Raw genomic sequence first — 18490 nt, 5'->3', positions numbered from 1 at the left:
GCGACCGCGCACCCGCGAGGGGCGTGGTCGCTCCCGGACGGCTCCGCCCGGCTCGTCAGCCGCCGACGTTGACGTCGATGCAGGCGTAGAACGCGTTGGAGGTGTCGGCGACGTTCCAGACGGCGAGGACCTTCTGCTGTCCGGTGAGTCCACCGAAGTCGACCTGGTGGTTCACGACCGCGCCCGGCTTCGCGCCGCCGTCGTCGAACAGGGCGATCCGCCGGCCGCCGACGTAGTACTCCCAAGTGCTGGTGGCGTGCTGTGCGGTGAGCTGCCACGAGAACGTCGTGGTCTTCGACACCGGGGTGACCTTCCAGCCCTTGCTGTCGTCGTCCAGCTCCGCGAACCGGCTGTTGCCGCCGCTGCAACTGGTCAGGCCCTTGGGGCCCTCGACGCTCTGGGGCTCGTACTTGATGTCGCCGCAGGACACCGTGCCCGCCGCGCACTGGGCCTGCCGGCTGGGCGGGTCGGAGATGTAGCCGTGGGCGCTCGCCGAGGAGGCGGGCAGGCTGACGGCGACGACGGGGGCGAGGGCCGCGCCGATCAGGGCAGCGGTCTTCCGGCGTGCGTGCATGGGGAACTCCTTCACTTCCGGCCGTCCCGGGGCCACGCGCGGCCGTGTGTGGGGGACCGCGCGCACGCCGAGTACGGCCTCTCGTGGGTGGGGCCAGGAGGCGCGAAGGCGACGCGCACTCACCGTCCCCGCAGGGGCGTGGGGACCCCGGCAGGGCTCAACTCCGTAAACGGAGCGGTGAGTTCTGTTGGACTAGACCATACAAGCGGTCGACGTGACCGTGTCAAGAGTGTGTCAACGGCGAACCGGCCTCCGGGGAAAGCCGGTTGATCAGATCCCCCATCACGGCACGCGGCAGGGACGGATTGCCCGCCGCCGCCTCCACCACCTGCCAGTCGGCGTCGTCCAGCAGTTCCAGGAGAACGGGCGGGGGAAGCGCCGGATGACCGGCGGCCCGGCGACGCCCCTCCTCGTCCACCAGGCAGGCGCGCAGGGCGGTGGCCGTGGCGCGGGGGTGCCGGGCGACCTCGCGGAGCGCCTTGCGCGCCGCCTGCCCGTGCCGGGTGATCTCCTCCAACAGGGCCGCGGACGCACCGGGGTTGGCGGCCACCTTGGCCACGACCCGGCTTCCGTGCCGGTCCACCATGGCGCGTAGCTGCCCTTCGGACAGACCCGGGTCCGTGGCGACGGACTTGACCACCTTGGCGTCGGCGTCGGTGGCCAGTGCGTCGCGTATCCGGGCCGGCAGATCGCGCCGCTGGGCCAGGAACATGCGTGCCGCGGGGCCCGACGCCCGAGCCAGTTCCTCGACCTCGGCGGGGGAGGCGGCGGCGATCCGGGGCAGCAGGGTGGGCCCGATACGGGTGTTGCCGGCCACGCGGACGAGCACGTCGAGGGGCACGTGGGGATGATGTGCCACCGCGCGCCGTACCCCGTGGGACGGATCGCCGGCCAGTACGCGCAGCAAGGCGCCGTCGACCGCGGGATTGGCGGCGACCTCCTCCCGGACCCCGGGGACGGGATCGGCCGCGAGCCGTTCGCTCACCCGAGGGGGCAGGTCGGTGCGGGCGGCCAGCGTCCAACGCACAAGCGCCGACGGGTGATCGACGAAACCGGCGGCGGCCTCGGCCGGTGTGGCGGGGTTGCGCAGCGCCGCCTCCTGGACGGCGAGCACGGTGGACTCGTGGGAGCCGTCGCACGACGCCCCCGGCGGCAGCTCGCAGTCCGGCCTCGGACATTCCCGGTCGTGCACGAACGGAACCTCCTCCCGGTCGCAGACCAGGCACCGTCGCGCGGCAGGCAGTCCCGCACCGGTGAGCAGCGCCGCCAGCAGGGCCGGCGGGGTGGACCCGTTGGCCGCGACGGCGCGACGGACCTCCGCGTGCGGGTGGGCCGCCAGCCGGGCGGTCACCTCCCGCGCGGCGTGCGACGCCACCTCCGCGACGACCGGCACGTCGACGTCCGCGACGAGTGCCTCGGCCACGTCGGCCGGGAGACGCGGGCAGGCGGCCAGTCGCTCCCGGCGCGCACGGTCCGGATCCTTCGCGAGCAGACGCGCCCACCGAGGGGGACCGCCGCCCTCGCCGAGCAGAGCGAGGGCGGCGTCCGGCTGTGCCACCGGATCGATGTCGGCCTCGGTCAACCGCCCCTCGTGCACCAGCCGGACCGCGATCTCCGGCACGCGCGTCACCAGCGCGCGTACCTGCGCAACGGTGAGGTCCTCGCGCACGGCCAGCTCTGCGGCGGTGTCGGCGTCGGCAACGGTGATCAGCCGGTCGACCAGTTCGGCGGGCAGTGCGGAGTTGGCGGCGAGGCCGCACAGGACATGGCTCACAGGGGGCATTGTGCCCGGGCCGCGAACGCGTGCGGACAGGGCGGGGACCGCGGCGGCCGTTACCCTGCACCCCGTGATCAACTCACCTGTGAGTCAAGGCGACACCGATGTGGCGATCGCCGCAGCCCGGGCCGGCGCGGAGATCGTGCGCACCCGGTACGGGCAGCGGCTGGCCCGATTCGACAAGGGGGGTGGGGACTTCGCCACCGACGTCGACGTGGCGGCAGAGGAGGTGATCCTCGACGTCATCCGTGCCGCCCGGCCGCAGGACGCGATACGCGGGGAGGAGAGCGGGCGGCGGGGACCGGCCGACGCCGTGCGGGAATGGTTGGTGGACCCCCTGTGCGGCACCCTCAACTACGCCGTCGGCACCATGCTGGTGGCCGTCAACGTGGCGCTGCGCGACGGTCCCGCGGCGGTGGCCGACCCGTTCGGCGGCGAGGTCTTCCACACCGACGGGGACAGCGCCCGGGTCCGGCGCGACGGCCGGGACACGGCACTGGAGCCCACCGCGGCCACCCGGCTCGTCGACGTGAACCTCGACCCGCCCTTCCCGGGCGCGCCCGCGTTCCGTGCGGTGGACCTGCTCGCCCACCCCGGGTTCCGGCAGGAGTTCCGGCCCCGGGCGGTGTCGACGACACTGGCACTGGCCTGGGTCGCCGCCGGGAAACGCGCCGCCTATGTCACCGACGGCACCGGCCTCACCGAGAGCGTGCACTTCGCCGCGGGCATCGCGCTGTGCCGGGCGGCCGGCTGCGTCGTCACCGCGGCCGACGGCGGCCCGGTCGGTCCCACGGGCCGGGGGCTGGTGGCGGCGGCCGACGCGGAGACCCACGGGCTGTTGCTGTCGCTGATACGTGAGCCGCTCGACGCCGGCCCGGGTCGGCGCGGGTAGGGCCGACCGGGTAGAGGATGCCCCGTTCGGCGCCGCCCGCCCGGGAAACGGCCTCGGCGCTGCTAGTTTCGCCAGCCGTCGGACAAACGCGGACGTCTCGGTCAGAGGCGGGCATCGCTTGCAGAGGGAGTACGGGTGACTGGTGTGCGCGAGGAAGCGTCGGGGACGGGCGCCCCGTTCGGGCGAAGGACCTTCATGGCGTCGGCCGTCCTGACAGCGGCCGCACCCGTCGCGACAGCCGCGCCCGCCTCGGCCGCCGCGCCCGTTCGGGCGGCCGAGCGACCCGAGGGCGCCGTGTCCGGCTGCCGGTCCGTGGCCCGGCTGCTGGCCGTCCCCCACAGCGGCCGCGGTGTCGACTGGCTGCGCGAGGCCCTGCAGGTCGCCGTGGCCCTCGAACTCGCCACGATCCCGCCCTACCTGTGCGGATGGTGGTCGGTGGGGGACCGCACCAGCCACGTCGCGCGCCTCGTCCGGCGCATCATCGGCGACGAGATGTACCACATGGGCGTCGTCTGCAACCTGTTGGTGGCCGTGGGCGGCCGGCCGCGGATCACGGACGCGGCCCTCGCCTACCCGGGCCCGCTGCCCGGCGGGGTGCGCGACGGGGTGAACGTCTACCTCTCGGGTCTCAACAGGCCCTTCGTGCACGACGTGATGATGGCGATCGAAGCCCCCGAGACCCCCCTCGCCCGCGGCTTGAACGGTTCGCCCAGCATCGGCCACTTCTACGACGACCTCATGAACGCCTTCCGGACCACGGCGCCCGAACTGTCGGCCCGGGGACAGCTCTCCCAGCACATCGGCTCCGACGTCCTGGAACCCGTGACCGACCTCGACGGCGTCGAGCGGGCCATCGAGACCATCAAGGAACAGGGCGAGGGCACCACCAGCTCCCCCGAGGACGCCTTCGGGGACGACTACCCGGCCCACTACTACGCCTTCGGCGAGATCTACCACGGACGGCAACTGCGCCGGGAGCACGACGGCTGGCGGTTCACCGGCGCCCCCGTGCCCTTCCCCGACGCGCGCCCCATGGCCCGGGTCCCGGCCGGCGGGTGGCCCGACCCGTCGAAGCGTGTCCAGGACCTCCTCGACCGCTTCGACACCGCCTACGCCAAGGTGCTGAGCACACTCGAAGCGGCCTGGGCCGACGGCGACGCGCGCACCCTGCGCTCCGCCGTCCGGACCATGGGCGGGCTGGAGGCCCCCGCGCTCGAACTCATGGAGATCCCCGTCCCGGGAGCTCCCGGCACCTACGGCCCCCAGTTCCGCCCGCCCCACGCCTGATGCCCGTCCCACGCGTGAGGCCCGCCCCACGCGTGACGACGGCCCCGAGGATCAGTGGTGGCCGGCGAGGGTGCCGCCGAGCCTCTCGCGCATGACGGTGCTGTGCTCGTTGAGGCCGACGATCTCGACCTGCTTGCCGCGCTGCGCGTACTTGGTCTCGATCGCGTCCAGGGCGGCGACGGACGAGGCGTCCCAGATGTGGGTGGCGGACAGGTCGATGACCACCCGGTCGGGGTCGCCGGCGTAGTCGAAGCGCGAGACCAGGTCGTTGCTGGAGGCGAAGAACAGCTCGCCGGTGACGGAGTAGACGACCTGGCCGCCGTCCGGGTCGGTCACCGAGGTGACGTCCGCCAGGTGGGCCACCCGCCTGGCGAAGACGACCATCGCGGTGACGGAGCCGACCACGACGCCGATGGCCAGGTTGCTGGTGGCGACCACGACCGCGACGGTGACCACCATGACGAGGATCTCGCCGGCCGGCATCCGCTTGAGCGTCCTCGGGGCGACGGAGTGCCAGTCGAACGTCGTGAACGACACCATCACCATCACCGCGACCAGGGCCGCCATCGGAATGTCGGACACGACCGGCCCGAAGACGATGCACAGCACCATCAGGAACGAGCCCGCCAGGAACGTGGACAGGCGGGTACGCGCGCCGGACACCTTCACGTTGATCATCGTCTGGCCGATCATGGCGCATCCGCCCATGCCGCCGAAGAAGCCGGTGACGATGTTGGCGATGCCCTGACCGATCGACTCGCGGGTCTTGTTGGAGTGGGTGTCCGTGATGTCGTCCACCAGCTTCGCCGTCATCAGCGACTCCATGAGCCCGACCAGCGCCATCGCGAGCGCGTAGGGGGCGACGGTCGTCAGCGTGTCGAGGGTGAACGGCACGTCGGGCAGCCCCGGCACCGGCAGCGCGTGGGGCAGCTCCCCCTTGTCGCCGACGGTCGGTACGGCGATGCCGGCCGCCACGGTGACGACGGTCAGGACGACGATGGAGACGAGCGGCGCGGGGACCACCCGAGTGACCCTCGGGAAGAGCACCATCAGCACCAGCCCGGCCGCGATCAGCGGGTAGACGGGCCAGGGCACGTCGGTCATCTCCGGCACCTGCGCCATGAAGATGAGGATGGCCAGGGCGTTGACGAAGCCGACCATCACCGAGCGCGGCACGAACCGCATCAGCCTGGCCACCCCGAGCGCGCCGAGCACCACCTGGAAGACACCGGCGAGGATGACCGCCGCGACGAGGTAGCCCAGGCCGTGCTCGCGGTTCAACGGGGCGATCACCAGGGCGACGGCACCGGTCGCCGCGGAGATCATCGCTCGGCGGCCACCCACGATCGAGATGGTGACGGCCATGGTGAAGGCCGCGAACAGGCCGATCTCCGGGTCGACCCCGGCGATGATCGAGAACGAGATCGCCTCCGGGATCAGGGCCAGGGCGACGACGAGTCCGGCGAGGACCTCGGTGCGCCACACCTTCGGGTCGGAGATCCAGTCGGGCTTGAGGCCGCGCAGGCGCGCGGCGGGGGAGAGTGCGGGAGCAGACAAGAGGGAGGTACCCGTCGTGGTCGGGCACGCCCGGCAGCGAAGGGGCGTGCGGGGAAGCGCGAGGGCCGCGCGGTGGTGGGCCGAGGGGGAAGAACACGGCGCGCCGTCGAGAACGGCCGCCGGCTCAGGGGCGAAGCGTCATGGCGGGCAGACGGCGGCGCGGGGCATCATGGGCATGCGCTCGCACTCTCCTGCCGGCGTCGGTCTTCGCCGGGGGCTTCCTCGGCCCCGGCAATGGCATGGTGGACCGGGTCTCCCGCACCTGTCGGGTCTCCCGCACCATGGAGTGCCGAACGGCACAGCGGCCCGGCACCCGGGCAACTCTACCCTAACGTTACGGTAGAGATCCAAGCCGTCGCGGTGACGGCGGGACGGACGACGAGGAAGGCGCAGCGTGAGCGGCGGGCACATGCAGATCGGCGAGGTGGCGGCCAGGACCGAGTTGTCGCTGCGCACGATCCGGCACTACGAGGAGACCGGCCTGGTCGTCCCCTCCGCCCGCTCCCAGGGCGGCTTCCGTCTGTACACGGAGGCCGACGTCGCCCGCCTCATGGTCGTGCGCCGCATGAAGCCGCTCGGCTTCACCCTCGACGAGATGCGCGATCTGCTGGAGGCCACCGACCGTCTGGACCGGGGCGACGGACCGCTGCCGGCCGACGAGCGCGAGCAGCTCCTGGAACGCGTCCGCGACTTCGAACGGGCGGCCCGGCAGCGGGTGGCCGACCTGCGGACCCAGCTGGCGCGGGCCGAGGAGTTCGCCGCGACGCTGGCCGCCCGCCTGGAGAGCGCGACGGCTCCGTAGACGCGACGGCCGCGCCGCCGCACCGGCTCCCGCGGGGCCGGGCCGCGCCGCGCCGCCGGATACGCTCGCGGCTACTGGCCCTGCATGATCTGGATGAGATTGCCGCAGGTGTCGTCCAGGACCGCCGTGGTGACCGGACCCATCTCCATCGGCTCCTGGGTGAAGTGCACCCCGAGCCCGCGCAGCCGCTCGTACTCCGCCCGCACGTCGTCCACGGCGAAGGAGGCGGCCGGAATGCCGTCCTGGGCCAACGCCGTCCGGTACGGACCCACCGCGGGATGACCGGAGGGCTCGAGCAGCAGCTCGGTCCCGTCGGGAACCTCCGGCGAGACCACCGTCAGCCACCGGTCCCCTCCGGAGCCCACGGGCACGTCGTGCTTCTTCAAAAAGCCCAGCGTCTCGGTGTAGAAGCGCAGGGCATGGGCCTGGTCGTCGACGAAAACGCTGGTGAGCTGGATCTTCATGGGAGCTTCTCCGGTCGTGGGTTCCGGGCCGTCGGGTCACGAGGTGCTCGGGCGGGCCGAAACCCTCCGGGACACCACCTCCCTATCAAGCGCCCGCGTACCCGGCAAACGGCTCCGCCCTCTGCCGGGGCCGAGGCGGTGGGCCTCCGGCCGACGCGGTCGGTGTCCGGCCGGGGCGGGACGACCGACGTACGGCCGTCCCGTGCTCGTTGGTTCAACGGTCGCCGAAGCCCGGGACCGGGCCGGCCAAGGCGGCGACCAGGGCGTCCTCGGCGAGCGCGGGCACCGTCCGGCCGCCGAAACCGGTCGTCGTGCTCGCCGCGAGCAGCGAGTTCAGCACCGCTTCCTCGACCCCGTCGAGGACGGCCTCGAACAGCGGGCCCAGATCGGCGTCCGCCACCGGCCGGCCGGCGTCCGGCCGGGTGCCGAGGGCGACGGCGTAGTCACCGCTGCCGTGGCTGTACGCCGAGCCCGTGCGGGCCAGCGCGAACACCGCGCGCCGTGCGACACGGGTGAGCTGCCGGGGGTCGAGCGGAGCGTCGGTGGCGACCACGATCATGCAGGAACCGACGTCCGCGTCCGGGCCCGGACCGTCCGGCGCGACGCCGGGGGACGGGGGAGTGAGGGTCCGGCCGAGGACCCGCAGCGTACCGCCGAAGTTCGCCTGCACCAGCACGCCCACCGTGAAGCGCCGGCCCCCCACGTCCGGGACGCGGGAGGCGGTGCCGACACCGGCCTTGAACCCCAGCGCGACGGTTCCGGTCCCCGCGCCGACGCACCCCTCGGCCACCGGACCGCCCGAGGCCGTGTCGAGGGCGGCCCGCACGTGCTCCTCGTGCACGGGCCGGGCCCGGATGTCGGACAGGAAGCCGTCGTTGCACTCGCCCACGACCGGATTGAGGCTCCGTACCTCCTCGCACCCGGGCCGCTCCAGCATCCAGCCGACGAGGGCGTCGGCCACCCGGAACGCCGACAGGGTGGAGGTGAGCAGCACGGGGGTCTCCAGCGCGCCGAGCTCGGCGAGCTGGGTGGTACCGATCAGCTTGCCGTAGCCGTTGCCCGTGAACACCCCGGCCGGCAGCGGCGTGCGGGGACCGACGAGGTCCGGCACGACGGCGGTGACTCCGCTGTGCACGTCCGGCGGCCGGCGCACGGTGGTGTGCCCGACGCGGACCCCCGGCACGTCGGTGATCGTGTTCAACGGCCCGGTGCCGCACGATCCGACGACGATCCCGAGGTCACGGGCCCGGCGCCGGGTGGCACCGGGCCGCGGAGGAGGCGGTGATTCCATACGGCCGGACGCTACGCCCCGAGGGAGCGGATGTCAGGGCTCCGTGCCGAGGCGTTGCTCGGTCCAGATCACCTTGCCCCCGGAGGTGTAGCGAGTTCCCCAGTTGTCGGCGAACTGGGCCACGAGGAAGAGGCCCCGGCCGCCCTCGTCCAGGGTGGTGGCGCGGCGCAGGTGCGGCGACACGTTGCTGCCGTCGGACACCTCGCAGATGAGGTTGCGGTCGTGGATGAGCCGCACCCCGATGGGGCCGGTCGCGTACCGGATCGCGTTGGTAACCAGTTCGCTGAGGATCAGTTCCAGGGTGAACGCTTCCTCCTGCATGCCCCACCGCTCCAGCCGCCGCGTGGCGTCGGCCCGGACGCCGGCCACGGCCGAGGGATCGGACGGCACGTCCCAGTACGCGGTGTGCTCCTCGTCGAGCTGCCGGGTGCGGGCCACCACCAGCGCCACGTCGTCGCGCGGGGCCGCGGGCAACATGGCGTCCATGGCCGCCTGGCACATCTGCTCCGGCGTACGCCCCACCGACGCGAGCGCTCGGCGCAGGCGCTCGATCCCCTCGTCGATGTCGTGCCGCCGGTCCTCGATCAGACCGTCGGTGTAGAGCACGATGCTGCTGCCCTCGGGCAGCGACACCTCCGTGCTCTCGTAGGGCAGTCCGCCCAGGCCCAGGGGCGGGCCGGCCGGTACGCCGGGCAGGTGGGCCCGGCCGTCCGGGTGCACGAGGATGGGTTCCAGATGGCCCGCCCTGGCCATGGTGCACAGGCGTGAGACCGGGTCGTAGATCGCGTACAGGCAGGTGGCGCCCGTCAGCGTCGGTGTCCCCTCGCCGCCGTCGCCTTCCTGGTCGATACGGGTGACCAGCTCGTCCAGGTGCCACAGAAGTTCGTCGGGCGGCAGGTCGAGCGTCGAGAAGTTGTGGACGGCGGTGCGCAGCCGGCCCATCGTGGCGGCGGCGTGCAGCCCGTGCCCCACGACGTCGCCCACCACCACGGCGACCCGCGCGCCGGGCAGGGGGACGACGTCGAACCAGTCGCCGCCCACACCGCCCAGCCCCGCCTCCGCCGGCAGGTAGCGGTGTGCCACGTCGACCGCGTTCTGCTCGGGCAGGGCATGCGGCAACAGGCTGCGCTGCAGCGTGACCGCCATGGTGCGCTCCCGTGTGAAGCGGCGCGCGTTGTCCGTGCTCGCCGCCGCGCGGGCGGCCAGCTCCTCCGCCAGCGACAGGTCCTCCGGGGTGAAGGACGCCGGTTCCTTGGAACGCCAGAAGGTCGCCACCCCGAGAACGGCCCCGCGGGCGAGCAACGGCGCGACGATCATGGAGTGGATGCCGTGGGACACCAGCTCGCGCGCTCGCTCCGGATCCTGGGCCTGCCAGCCGAAGAAGGCCGGCATGTCCCTCTCCAGCACCGTCCGGCCGGAGTCGAAGCCGGCGGCCTGAGGGGTGTCGGGCTCGAAGTGGATCAGCGCACCGACCGGGTACAGGGGCGCGTCCCGACGGATGCCGTGCACGGCGACACGACGCAGCTCCGCCGTGCCGAGCCGGTCCGGCTCCTCGCCCCGCAGGACGGCGTCGGCCAGGTCGACGGTGACGTAGTCGGCGAAGCGGGGCACGGCGAACTCCGCCAGTTCCTCGGCGGTGCGGGTCACGTCCAGGGTGGTGCCGATGCGCAGCCCGGCGTCGTACAGCAGCCCGAGCCGTTCCTGGACCACCTGGACCCGGCCGGTCAGGGCGCTGAGCTCCGTGGTGTCCCGCAGGGTGGCGACCCAGCCTCCCGGCCCGGAGGGCTGCGCCGTGGGTCGCTGGCTGACGGCCAGCAGCCGGTCGCCGACCTGGATCACCTCGTCCGTGGTCTCCCGGCCCGACAGCAGGAGCCGTTCGGCTTCCGCGGCGAGTCCGAGGTCCGTGACGGGCCGCCCGCTCACGTCCTGCGACAGCGCCAGCAGGCGCCGTGCCTCGTCGTTGGCCAGGAGCAGACAGCCGTGCGGATCGACGATGAGCACCCCTTCGCGAACCGCGTGCAGAACGGCGTCGTGGTGCTCGTACATGCGCGTCATCTGCGCCGGCCCGAGACCGCGCGTCTGGCGCCTCAGACGCCTGCCGATCAGCGCGGTCCCGCCGGTGGCCGCCGCGAGCGCCAGCCCCGCGGTCCCCAGGACGATCGGCACCTGCCGCCCGGAGACCCCGCTCACCCGGTCGACGGTGATGCCCGCGGACACCAGCCCGACCACCTTGCCCCCGGGGCCGGTCACGGGGACCACGCTGCGCACGGAGGGGCCCAGCGTCCCCGTCGTCGTCTCGGTGACGGTGCCGCCCCGCTGCGCGGCGGCGATGCTGCCGATGTAGTGCCGGCCGATCTGGGCGGGGTTCGGATGGGTGTAGCGGATGCCCGTGGGACTCATCACGACGACGAAGTCCATGTGGGAGCGCTCACGGGTCTGTCTGGCCTGCTGCTGCAGCGCGGCGCTCGTACGGCCGTCGGACACCGCCTGCCGCACCGAGGGGCTCGAGGCGACGGCCGAGGCCACGGCGAGGGACCGTTGCCGCGCTCCCCGCTCGGCGTCGGACCGTGACTGCAACAGCAGGGCGACGGCCGCCGAGGTCACGAGAAGCAGGACGACCACGACCTGGAGAGCGAAGATCTGGCCGGCAACGCTGCGTGTCCCACGCCAGGACCGCAGCCGCCGGAGCAGCTGGTCCATAGGGTCCATTTAACGTCGCTGCGCCGCCGGACGGCGAGCGCGTGCGCCTTCCCGGCGGAGTTCACCGGCTTCCGACCGACCCGCACTCCTGACCGGTATGAGTGAAAAATGTCGAATGTCGGTTTACGGCGTAGGGTGGCTGGCGCGGATCCGTCTTTCACGCGGAAGGAATGGCAATGGGTACGGTCACCACCTCCGACGGCACGGACATCTTCTACAAGGACTGGGGGCCGCGCGACGGCCTGCCGATCGTCTTCCACCACGGCTGGCCGCTCAGTGCCGACGACTGGGACAACCAGATGTTGTTCTTCCTGTCCCACGGCTACCGGGTCGTCGCCCACGACCGGCGTGGTCACGGACGCTCGGGGCAGCCCTCCGGCGGCCACGACATGGACACCTACGCCGCCGACGTCGCGGCCCTGACCGACGCCCTCGACCTGCGGGACGCCGTACACATCGGGCATTCCACCGGGGGCGGCGAGGTCGCTCGCTATGTGGCGCGCGCCAAGCCGGGCCGGGTCGCGAAGGCCGTGCTCGTCAGTGCCGTTCCGCCGGTGATGGTGAAGTCCGAGAGCAATCCCGGCGGGCTGCCGATCGAGGTCTTCGACGAGTTCCGCGCGGCCCTGGCCGCCAATCGCGCGCAGTTCTACATCGACGTGCCGTCCGGCCCCTTCTACGGCTTCAACCGGGAGGGCGCGACGGTCTCCCAGGGGCTGATCGACCGCTGGTGGCTGCAGGGCATGACGGGCGCCGCCAACGCGCACTACGAGTGCATCGCGGCCTTCTCGGAGACCGACTTCACCGACGACCTCAAGCGGATCGACGTCCCCGTCCTCGTCGCGCACGGCACGGACGACCAGGTCGTGCCCTACGAGAACGCGGCGCCCCGGTCGGTGGAACTCCTGCCGAACGGCACCCTGAAGTCGTACGAAGGACTCCCGCACGGCATGCTCTCGACCCACCCGGACATCCTCAACCCCGACCTCCTGGCCTTCGTGAAGTCGTAACGGGGCATGATGGCGACCGTTCGGACGGTTGCCGAGGGAGTGGGGGAACGGACATGCGCATAGCGGTGATCGGGGCGGGCGGAGTCGGAGGCTGCTTCGGAGCCCGGCTGGCCGCGGCGGGGCACGAGGTCACCTTCGTGGCCCGGGGCAGCCACCTCGAGGCCATCCGCCGGTCGGGTCTGGTCGTGCGCAGCCCGTTGGGCGACGTGCGCACCTCGCCCGACACCGTCGTCGCGAGCGTCTGCGAACTCGGCCCCACCGATCTGGTCCTCGTGGCCGTCAAGTTGTGGGACACCGAGTCCGTCGCCGAGCAGCTCAAGTCCTCGGCGGCGCGCGACGCGACGGTGCTGTCCCTGCAGAACGGGGTGCACAAGGACGCCGTCCTGCGCGACCGCCTGGCGGACGAACAGGTCCTGGGCGGCGTCTGCTTCATCTCCGCCTTCATCGAGGAACCGGGAGTCGTCAGGCACAACGGCACCCTGCAGAAGGTCGTGCTCGGTCCCTACCGGCCGGGCTCGGCGGAGACCGCCCGGGCCGTGCTCGCCGCCTTCCGGGACGCGGGAATCGACGCGGAGGCCGACGACGACATCGAGCGGGTGATCTGGGAGAAGTTCGTGTTCCTCGTGGGCCTGTCGGCGACCACGGCGACCGTCCGTCAGCCCGTCGGCGTCATCCGCGCCAACGAACGGAGCCGACGGCTCCTGTACGACGTCATGGCCGAGACGGTGGCCGTGGCGCAGGCGTCGGGAGTACGGCTGGACAGCGGCTTCGCCGAGGACCGGCTCGGCTTCTGCGACACGCTCCCCGCTGCCATGACCTCCTCCATGCACAACGACCTGGAGAAGGGCAACCGCCTCGAACTGCCCTGGCTCAGCGGGGGCGTGGTGGACCTCGCCGACCGGCTGGGCGTTCCCGCGCCGCGCAACCGGACGGTGGCCGACATCCTCGCGCCGTACGTCCTCGGCCGCCCGGACGCCGTTTCCTGACCGGGGCGGCCGTGGACTCAGGCCGCGGCCGGCGCCTCGTGCTTCCAGAACCCCGAGAAGGTGATGCGATCCTTCGGCAGGCCGAGGCGGTTCAGGTGCCTGCGTCCTTCGGTGGCCAGCGTCGACTCGCCGACGACGAAGGCGTATCCCGTCGTGTCGGCACGGGTCAGCCGGCGCAGCTCACGCAGCGCGGCGGCGCCGGGAACCGAGGCGCCGTCCCGCCGTACGACCCAGGAGACCGTCATGCCGGCTGGGGCGTCCAGGTCGCGGCGGTCGCCGTCGGTGGGGATCTCCTGGATGAGCCGCCCCACGGCGCCTCGGGGAAGCGAGCGCATGATGCCCGCCGTGGCGGGCAGTCCGGTCTCGTCGGCCACCACGATGACCTCCGAGGCGTCCTGCGGACAGTCGAAGAGGATGCCCTGGTCGAGCAGGGCGAGGGTGTCCCCGGGGCGGGCGGCGCAGGCCCAGATCGCGGCCCGGCCCTCGATCTCGCCGGTGGGTCCGCGGTGGACGACGAAGTCGATGTCCAACTCGGCGGCCCGACAGCGGTAGTCGGCCACGGAGTAGTTGGCGCAGTGCGGCCGCTCCTCCTCCGGGATCGCGAGATAGGGCTGCCACCACTGCGAGCCGGTGAACTCCGGCAGACGCAGGTCGCGTTGATGCGGGAGCGGGAAGAACAGCCGGAACCAGTGGTCGTACCCCCGCCACGGGAAGCCGTCCAGTCCCGGCCCGGAGACCGTGACGCGCTGCATGGACGGGGAGACCCGCTCGGTCCGTACGACGCGGGCGCGGAACATCTGCGGGTGCTGGGGCGTGAGCCGTCGAACCTTCGCCATGAAGGTAAGGCTAACCTAAATCACGTTCGAATCCGAGTCCGTGGCCTCCGAGGCCGTGGTCCAGGCGTCCGTGATCTCCAGGCGTGCGCCCCGGGTCCGGTCGGACGCCGGGCCGGTCTCCAGTTCCACCACCCCCGGCTCCACGGCGAGGCGGAGGTCGCGCCCCACCGACGCCAGCGTGTCCGGACCCACCTCGAAGACCGCCTCGGCCTCCTCGCCGGGCGCGATGCTCAGCCGGACGAAACCGCGCAACTCCCGCACGCGAGGCCAGGACGTGCCCCCGGACAGACGGCGCACATAGAGCTGGACCGTCTCCTCGGCCGTCCGGGCCCCCGTGTTGCGGACCGTGACCCGGCAGGTCAACCGCGGGGCCCGCACGCCGACTCGCGCGTGCGAGAGGCGCGGCGCCCCGTACGCGACGCTCGTGTACGACAGGCCGTGCCCGAAGGCATGCAGCGGCCCGGCGCTCTGGTCGACGTACCCGCGGTAGCGGTGGTCCTTCCCGTTGTAGTGGACGGGCAGTTGGGCGGCCGACCGGGGTACGGAGACCGGCAGCCGGCCGCGCGGCTCGGCGTCCCCGAACAGCACCTCGGCCACGGCACGGCCCCCGCGCGGCCCCGGGTACCAGGCGCTCAGCACCGCCGCCGCGGGCGCGTCCAGCTCGGGCAGGGCGTGCGGGCGGCCCTGGACCAGCACGACCACGACCGGGGTTCCGGTCGCCGACACCGCGGCCAGCAGGGCCCGTTGCCCGGGCGGCAGCATCAGGTCCGCGAGGTCGACACCTTCACCGCAGGTCATGTCGGCCGGGCTTCCCGACCCCGTGACGGCCGCTCCGTTCGCGTCGAAGACCGTGTCCGAGGAACGGGCGCTGGAACCGCCCAGCACCAGCACGGCCACGTCTGAGCCGGCCGCCAGCGCCACGGCCGCCGGGACGTCCGACACGTCGTCACCCACCAGACCGCACCCCCGGCCGTGCACCACCTCGGTGCCGGGCGCGACCGCCGCGCGGATGCCCTCCAGCACCGTGATGCCGCTGCCCGGCTGCTGCGGCGCCGTGTAGTCGCCGATCTGCTGTGCCAGGGAGTCGGCGTTCGGTCCGAGGACCGCCATCCGCCGCGCCGCTCGGGACAGGGGGAGCACCCCGCCCGTGTGGGAGAGCAGCGTCACCGACGCGCGGGCGACGCGCTCGCCCACCTCGGCGGGATCGGGGAGGCCTTCGGTGACCTCTTCGGCCGTCGGCAGGGGCGCCTCGAACAGGCCCAGGCGGAACTTCAGCGCGAGCACCCGGGCCACCGCGGCGTCCAGCGCCGACTCGGAGACCAGGCCGCGTTCCACCGCCTCGCCCAGCCGGGTGAAGGAGTCGTCCCACAGGCTCAGGTCGCACCCGGCGTCCAGCGCCAGCGCTCCCGCCGCCACCGGGTCACCGGTGAGCCGCACCAGCCGGTCCACCGCCGTGCCGTCCGCCATGACGACGCCCTCGAAGCCCCACTCCGTGCGGAGCAGGTCGGTCAGCAGGTACCGGTTGGCGACGCAGGGCAGACCCTCGAACTCGTTGTAGGCGGCCATCACCCCGGCCGCCCCCGCCGCCACCCCGGCCCTGGCCGCCGCCAGGTGCACCTCGTGCAGTTCGCGCGGCCCCAGCTCCGTCGCCGCGCTGTTGCGCCCGCCCACGGTGGCGCCCTGCCCGGCGAAGTGCTTGAGGACCACGGCCACACCCGCCCGGCGCGCGCCCTCGACCAGGGCCTCGGTCATCCGCGCGGCGAGGTGGGGGTCCTCGGCGAAGCACTCCTCGCTGCGTCCCCAGCGCGGATCGCGCACCAGGTCGAGGGCGGACACCAGCGCGATGTGCGCGCCGCGCGCCCGCAGTTCGGCGGCCGCCCCGGCCACCGCGTCGGCGTACAGGTCCGGGTCCCAGGTGGCACCGACCGCGAGGTTCACCGGGAGCACCGTGCCGTCCAGCGCCTGGTGGCCGTGCGGCATCTCCTCGACCAGCAGCACGGGTATGCCGAGCCGGGTGTGCTCCATGACGTGCCGTTGCACGTCCGCCGCCGTGCGCGCCCCGTCCCCGGCGTCCAGGCCGTCCGCGAAGCCGACGCCCGACCAGGCGTCGGCCCGCTGAAGCCCGTACAGCGCGCCCATGCCGTCGAAGGCGGCGACCTCCGCGCGGAAGGCGTCGGTGAGCCGGTGTCCCTGCCCGGCACGCTCGTAGGCGTCCCAGCCGTACATGCGCTGGTTGACCTGACCGACCTTCTCCGCGAGGGTCATGCGGCCCAGCAGGTCACGGACGCGGTCCGGCACCGGCGCGGCGGGGTCCCGGTAGCGGGGGAGGGTCATCGCAGCTCCAGCACCACTACGCCGTACGCGTCGAGCGCCACGTCCTCGACCGGGCGGCCGTCGGTCAGCTCGTGCAGCTTCCCCTCGGCGTCCGGACGGACCACGAGCGGCTCCGGGCTCTGGCTGACCAGCCACACGAAACGGCGCCCGTCGGCGTGGACGAGGACGTCCGCCGAGACGTGCGGATCGGCGACCGTGACGGGTCGGCGCACGCCCGCCACCTGAGCGAGCGCGGCGTAGAGACGGTGCGTGACGTCGGGGTTGACGCGCGCCGTGCGGGCCGCCATGTGCTCCAGCGGATAGGTGGCCAGCACCGTCCGGCCCACCCCGGTCTCGTGGACGATCAGGGCCGGTCGCCCGTGGGCGTCCACCGCCACGACCCGTCCCGCCCGCGGAACGACGGGCAGATAGGCGCGGCTGTCCTCGTTCCCGGCGACCGGGAAGCGCAGCACCTCGCCGGCGCGCAGGCCGCCGAAGTCCTCCGTGAACGTCATCTCCAGTACGTCGTCCTCGATCGGCTCGGCGACGCCGTAGGACAGCTGCAGCTCCACGCCGAAGAGCCCGTCGAGGTCGTCGAACCAGGGACCGCGGGTGACGGGGTGTTCCCCGGAGCAGAAGGACAGGTACACGGTGGCGCCCTCGGCGGCCCGGCGGGCCAGTTCCCTGCGGGTGCGGGTGGTGAGCTGCCGGGTGGCCGGCAGCAGATAGAGCGACGCCTCGCCCGGCAGCCCGTCGGCCTCGCGGGTCAGGGCCACCGGCAGGTCCGCGGCGTGCGCGGTGACGTAACCCTGGTGCAGGGACGTGAAGATGAGCGGCCGGTCGGCGGGACGGCTGTAGGGATAGCCCCGTTCGAGGAAGGCGGGGACGACGAGGGCGGCGTCCGCGTCCGTGCGGGAGCAGCGCCGGAAGTCCACGGCCTTCAACACCTCGGCGAAGGCGGCCAGTTCTCGCAGTGGTTCCTTGGGCGCCCCGGCGGAGTCGGTGATGCCGAAGTGCATCTCGAAGGGGTGGTGGTCGTAGGGGGACTGGTCCCACAGGCCGTCGTAGTCGGTGTTGTTCCAGGCGAGCCAGCCGGTGGCGCCGCCCAGCAGCGAGTTGTGCAGGGTCTGCCGGTAGAAGACGCCCGCGTTGGCGGCCGAGACGGTGTCGGTGGACAGCCCGAACTCCTCCAGGACGACGGGCTGTCCGGTCACCGAGGCCAGCTCGCACTCGAAGGCGGCCCGGTAGTGCTGCCGCGGCCGGTCGGTGTCCGAGCGGTACACGTGCGGGCCCACGAAGTCGACGTACTCGGCCGTCTCCCGCAGCGAGAACCCGTTGTCACGGCCGGTGACCTCGATGCCCCACGCGCCGTCGCCCAGCGACACCGGCTGCGTCGCGCCCGTCGCCCGCACCGCGTTGCACATGGCCTGGGCCCATGCGGTCACCACGTCGGAGGACGGCGGGTCGACCTGGTAGATCCGGCCGTATCCGGGCATCTCGTTGGTGATCAGCCAGCCCGTGACCGCGGGGTGGTCCTTGAAGCGGCGTGCCATGCGGGAGACGAACCACGCCTGCCGGCCGACCATCCACACGTCCTCGTACAGGTCGCGGTTGCCGCGCCAGGCCGGGTCCCAGTTCTCGCCGGACATGTGACCGACGATGAACGTGGGTATGGTCCCCATGCCCGTCTCCGTGTGTGCGTCGAGGAAGTCCTCGAAACGGGCGCACAGTTCGTCGTCGATCCGATGCGGCTCCGGGTGGAAGTCGGGCCAGTAGAAGAAGGACCGGGTCGTGTTGAGACCGTGGTCGGCGAGCACGCGCAGTTCCTCGCGCACGGTCCCGGGATCGTAGTTCCGCCACATCAGCGGGCCGCCGGTGCGGGACCAGAAGTTGGCGCCGAGCCAGGGCAGGACGTCGGTCTGGTGGGTGAGCTGGGCGCTGTGGCGTCGCATGGTCCTTCTCGGGTGGTGGGGGTGCGGATGGTGCCTGGCGGCCGCGGTCGGC

Annotated in this window: 14 protein-coding genes; 5 read left to right on the top strand and 9 right to left on the bottom strand. The window is 72.9% G+C overall.

The features are described from left to right. Positions 1 to 55: 55 nt before the first annotated feature. Together D1J63_RS00980 and D1J63_RS00975 are read right to left on the bottom strand one after the other, a co-directional pair. Complete coding sequence (locus D1J63_RS00980; RefSeq protein WP_102932704.1) at positions 56 to 574, bottom strand: lytic polysaccharide monooxygenase auxiliary activity family 9 protein; 519 nt, start codon at positions 572 to 574, stop codon at positions 56 to 58. Positions 575 to 797: 223 nt separating this feature from the next. Then, positions 798 to 2348, bottom strand: coding sequence for a hypothetical protein (locus D1J63_RS00975; protein ID WP_125627293.1), 1551 nt, complete (start codon positions 2346 to 2348; stop codon positions 798 to 800). 73 nt (positions 2349 to 2421) lie between these two features. Here D1J63_RS00975 and D1J63_RS00970 point away from each other — a divergent pair, with 73 nt between their 5' ends. Next, positions 2422 to 3243, top strand: coding sequence for an inositol monophosphatase family protein (locus D1J63_RS00970; RefSeq protein ID WP_125627292.1), 822 nt, complete (start codon positions 2422 to 2424; stop codon positions 3241 to 3243). Positions 3244 to 3438: 195 nt separating this feature from the next. Further along, complete coding sequence (locus D1J63_RS00965) at positions 3439 to 4530, top strand: ferritin-like protein (protein WP_164712673.1); 1092 nt, start codon at positions 3439 to 3441, stop codon at positions 4528 to 4530. A gap of 51 nt (positions 4531 to 4581) precedes the next feature. Here D1J63_RS00965 and D1J63_RS00960 read toward each other — a convergent pair whose 3' ends face one another. Beyond that, positions 4582 to 6087: a SulP family inorganic anion transporter gene (locus D1J63_RS00960; RefSeq protein ID WP_125627291.1), complete on the bottom strand. Its 1506-nt coding sequence runs from the start codon at positions 6085 to 6087 to the stop codon at positions 4582 to 4584. Positions 6088 to 6481: 394 nt separating this feature from the next. On the opposite strand from D1J63_RS00960, the gene D1J63_RS00955 reads away from it, so the two are divergent. Continuing rightward, a complete protein-coding gene (locus tag D1J63_RS00955; RefSeq protein ID WP_176152751.1) occupies positions 6482 to 6889 on the top strand; it encodes a MerR family transcriptional regulator in 408 nt (135 codons plus the stop codon). Between the two features lie 71 nt (positions 6890 to 6960). Here the strand turns inward: D1J63_RS00955 and D1J63_RS00950 are convergent, their stop codons facing one another. The 3 genes from D1J63_RS00950 to D1J63_RS00940 all read right to left on the bottom strand — a co-directional run bounded on the left by D1J63_RS00950 (position 6961) and on the right by D1J63_RS00940 (position 11344). Continuing rightward, positions 6961 to 7353: a VOC family protein gene (locus D1J63_RS00950; protein WP_125627290.1), complete on the bottom strand. Its 393-nt coding sequence runs from the start codon at positions 7351 to 7353 to the stop codon at positions 6961 to 6963. 214 nt (positions 7354 to 7567) lie between these two features. Then, positions 7568 to 8644: a P1 family peptidase gene (locus D1J63_RS00945; protein ID WP_125627289.1), complete on the bottom strand. Its 1077-nt coding sequence runs from the start codon at positions 8642 to 8644 to the stop codon at positions 7568 to 7570. A 33-nt stretch (positions 8645 to 8677) separates the two neighbouring features. Then, positions 8678 to 11344, bottom strand: a complete 2667-nt coding sequence (locus D1J63_RS00940; RefSeq protein WP_125627288.1) for a SpoIIE family protein phosphatase — start codon at positions 11342 to 11344, stop codon at positions 8678 to 8680. Between the two features lie 176 nt (positions 11345 to 11520). Between D1J63_RS00940 and D1J63_RS00935 the strand changes: the two genes are divergently transcribed. Together D1J63_RS00935 and D1J63_RS00930 are read left to right on the top strand one after the other, a co-directional pair. Further along, positions 11521 to 12351, top strand: a complete 831-nt coding sequence (locus D1J63_RS00935) for an alpha/beta hydrolase (protein ID WP_102928450.1) — start codon at positions 11521 to 11523, stop codon at positions 12349 to 12351. 53 nt (positions 12352 to 12404) lie between these two features. Next, on the top strand, positions 12405 to 13337 hold the full coding sequence (locus tag D1J63_RS00930) for a 2-dehydropantoate 2-reductase (protein WP_125627287.1): 933 nt from the start codon (positions 12405 to 12407) through the stop codon (positions 13335 to 13337). Positions 13338 to 13354: 17 nt separating this feature from the next. On the opposite strand, the gene D1J63_RS00925 is transcribed toward D1J63_RS00930, so the two are convergent. The 3 genes from D1J63_RS00925 to D1J63_RS00915 are packed head-to-tail and all read right to left on the bottom strand — an operon-like array spanning position 13355 to position 18438. After that, the gene (locus tag D1J63_RS00925; protein WP_164712672.1) at positions 13355 to 14173 is read right to left on the bottom strand and encodes a siderophore-interacting protein; all 819 of its coding nucleotides are present in this window, start codon (positions 14171 to 14173) and stop codon (positions 13355 to 13357) included. Between the two features lie 15 nt (positions 14174 to 14188). Beyond that, complete coding sequence (locus D1J63_RS00920; protein WP_125627286.1) at positions 14189 to 16507, bottom strand: glycoside hydrolase family 3 N-terminal domain-containing protein; 2319 nt, start codon at positions 16505 to 16507, stop codon at positions 14189 to 14191. Then, positions 16504 to 18438, bottom strand: coding sequence for a cellulase family glycosylhydrolase (locus D1J63_RS00915; protein ID WP_125627285.1), 1935 nt, complete (start codon positions 18436 to 18438; stop codon positions 16504 to 16506). Before D1J63_RS00915 ends, D1J63_RS00920 begins: the two co-directional genes overlap by 4 nt. Between the last annotated feature and the right edge of the window lie 52 nt (positions 18439 to 18490).

Source organism: Streptomyces sp. KPB2, assembly GCF_003950055.1.
GTDB lineage: Bacteria > Actinomycetota > Actinomycetes > Streptomycetales > Streptomycetaceae > Streptomyces > Streptomyces salinarius.
The sequence above is the reverse complement of the archived record's forward strand: the minus strand, read 5'-3'. Positions and strand labels throughout refer to the sequence as shown.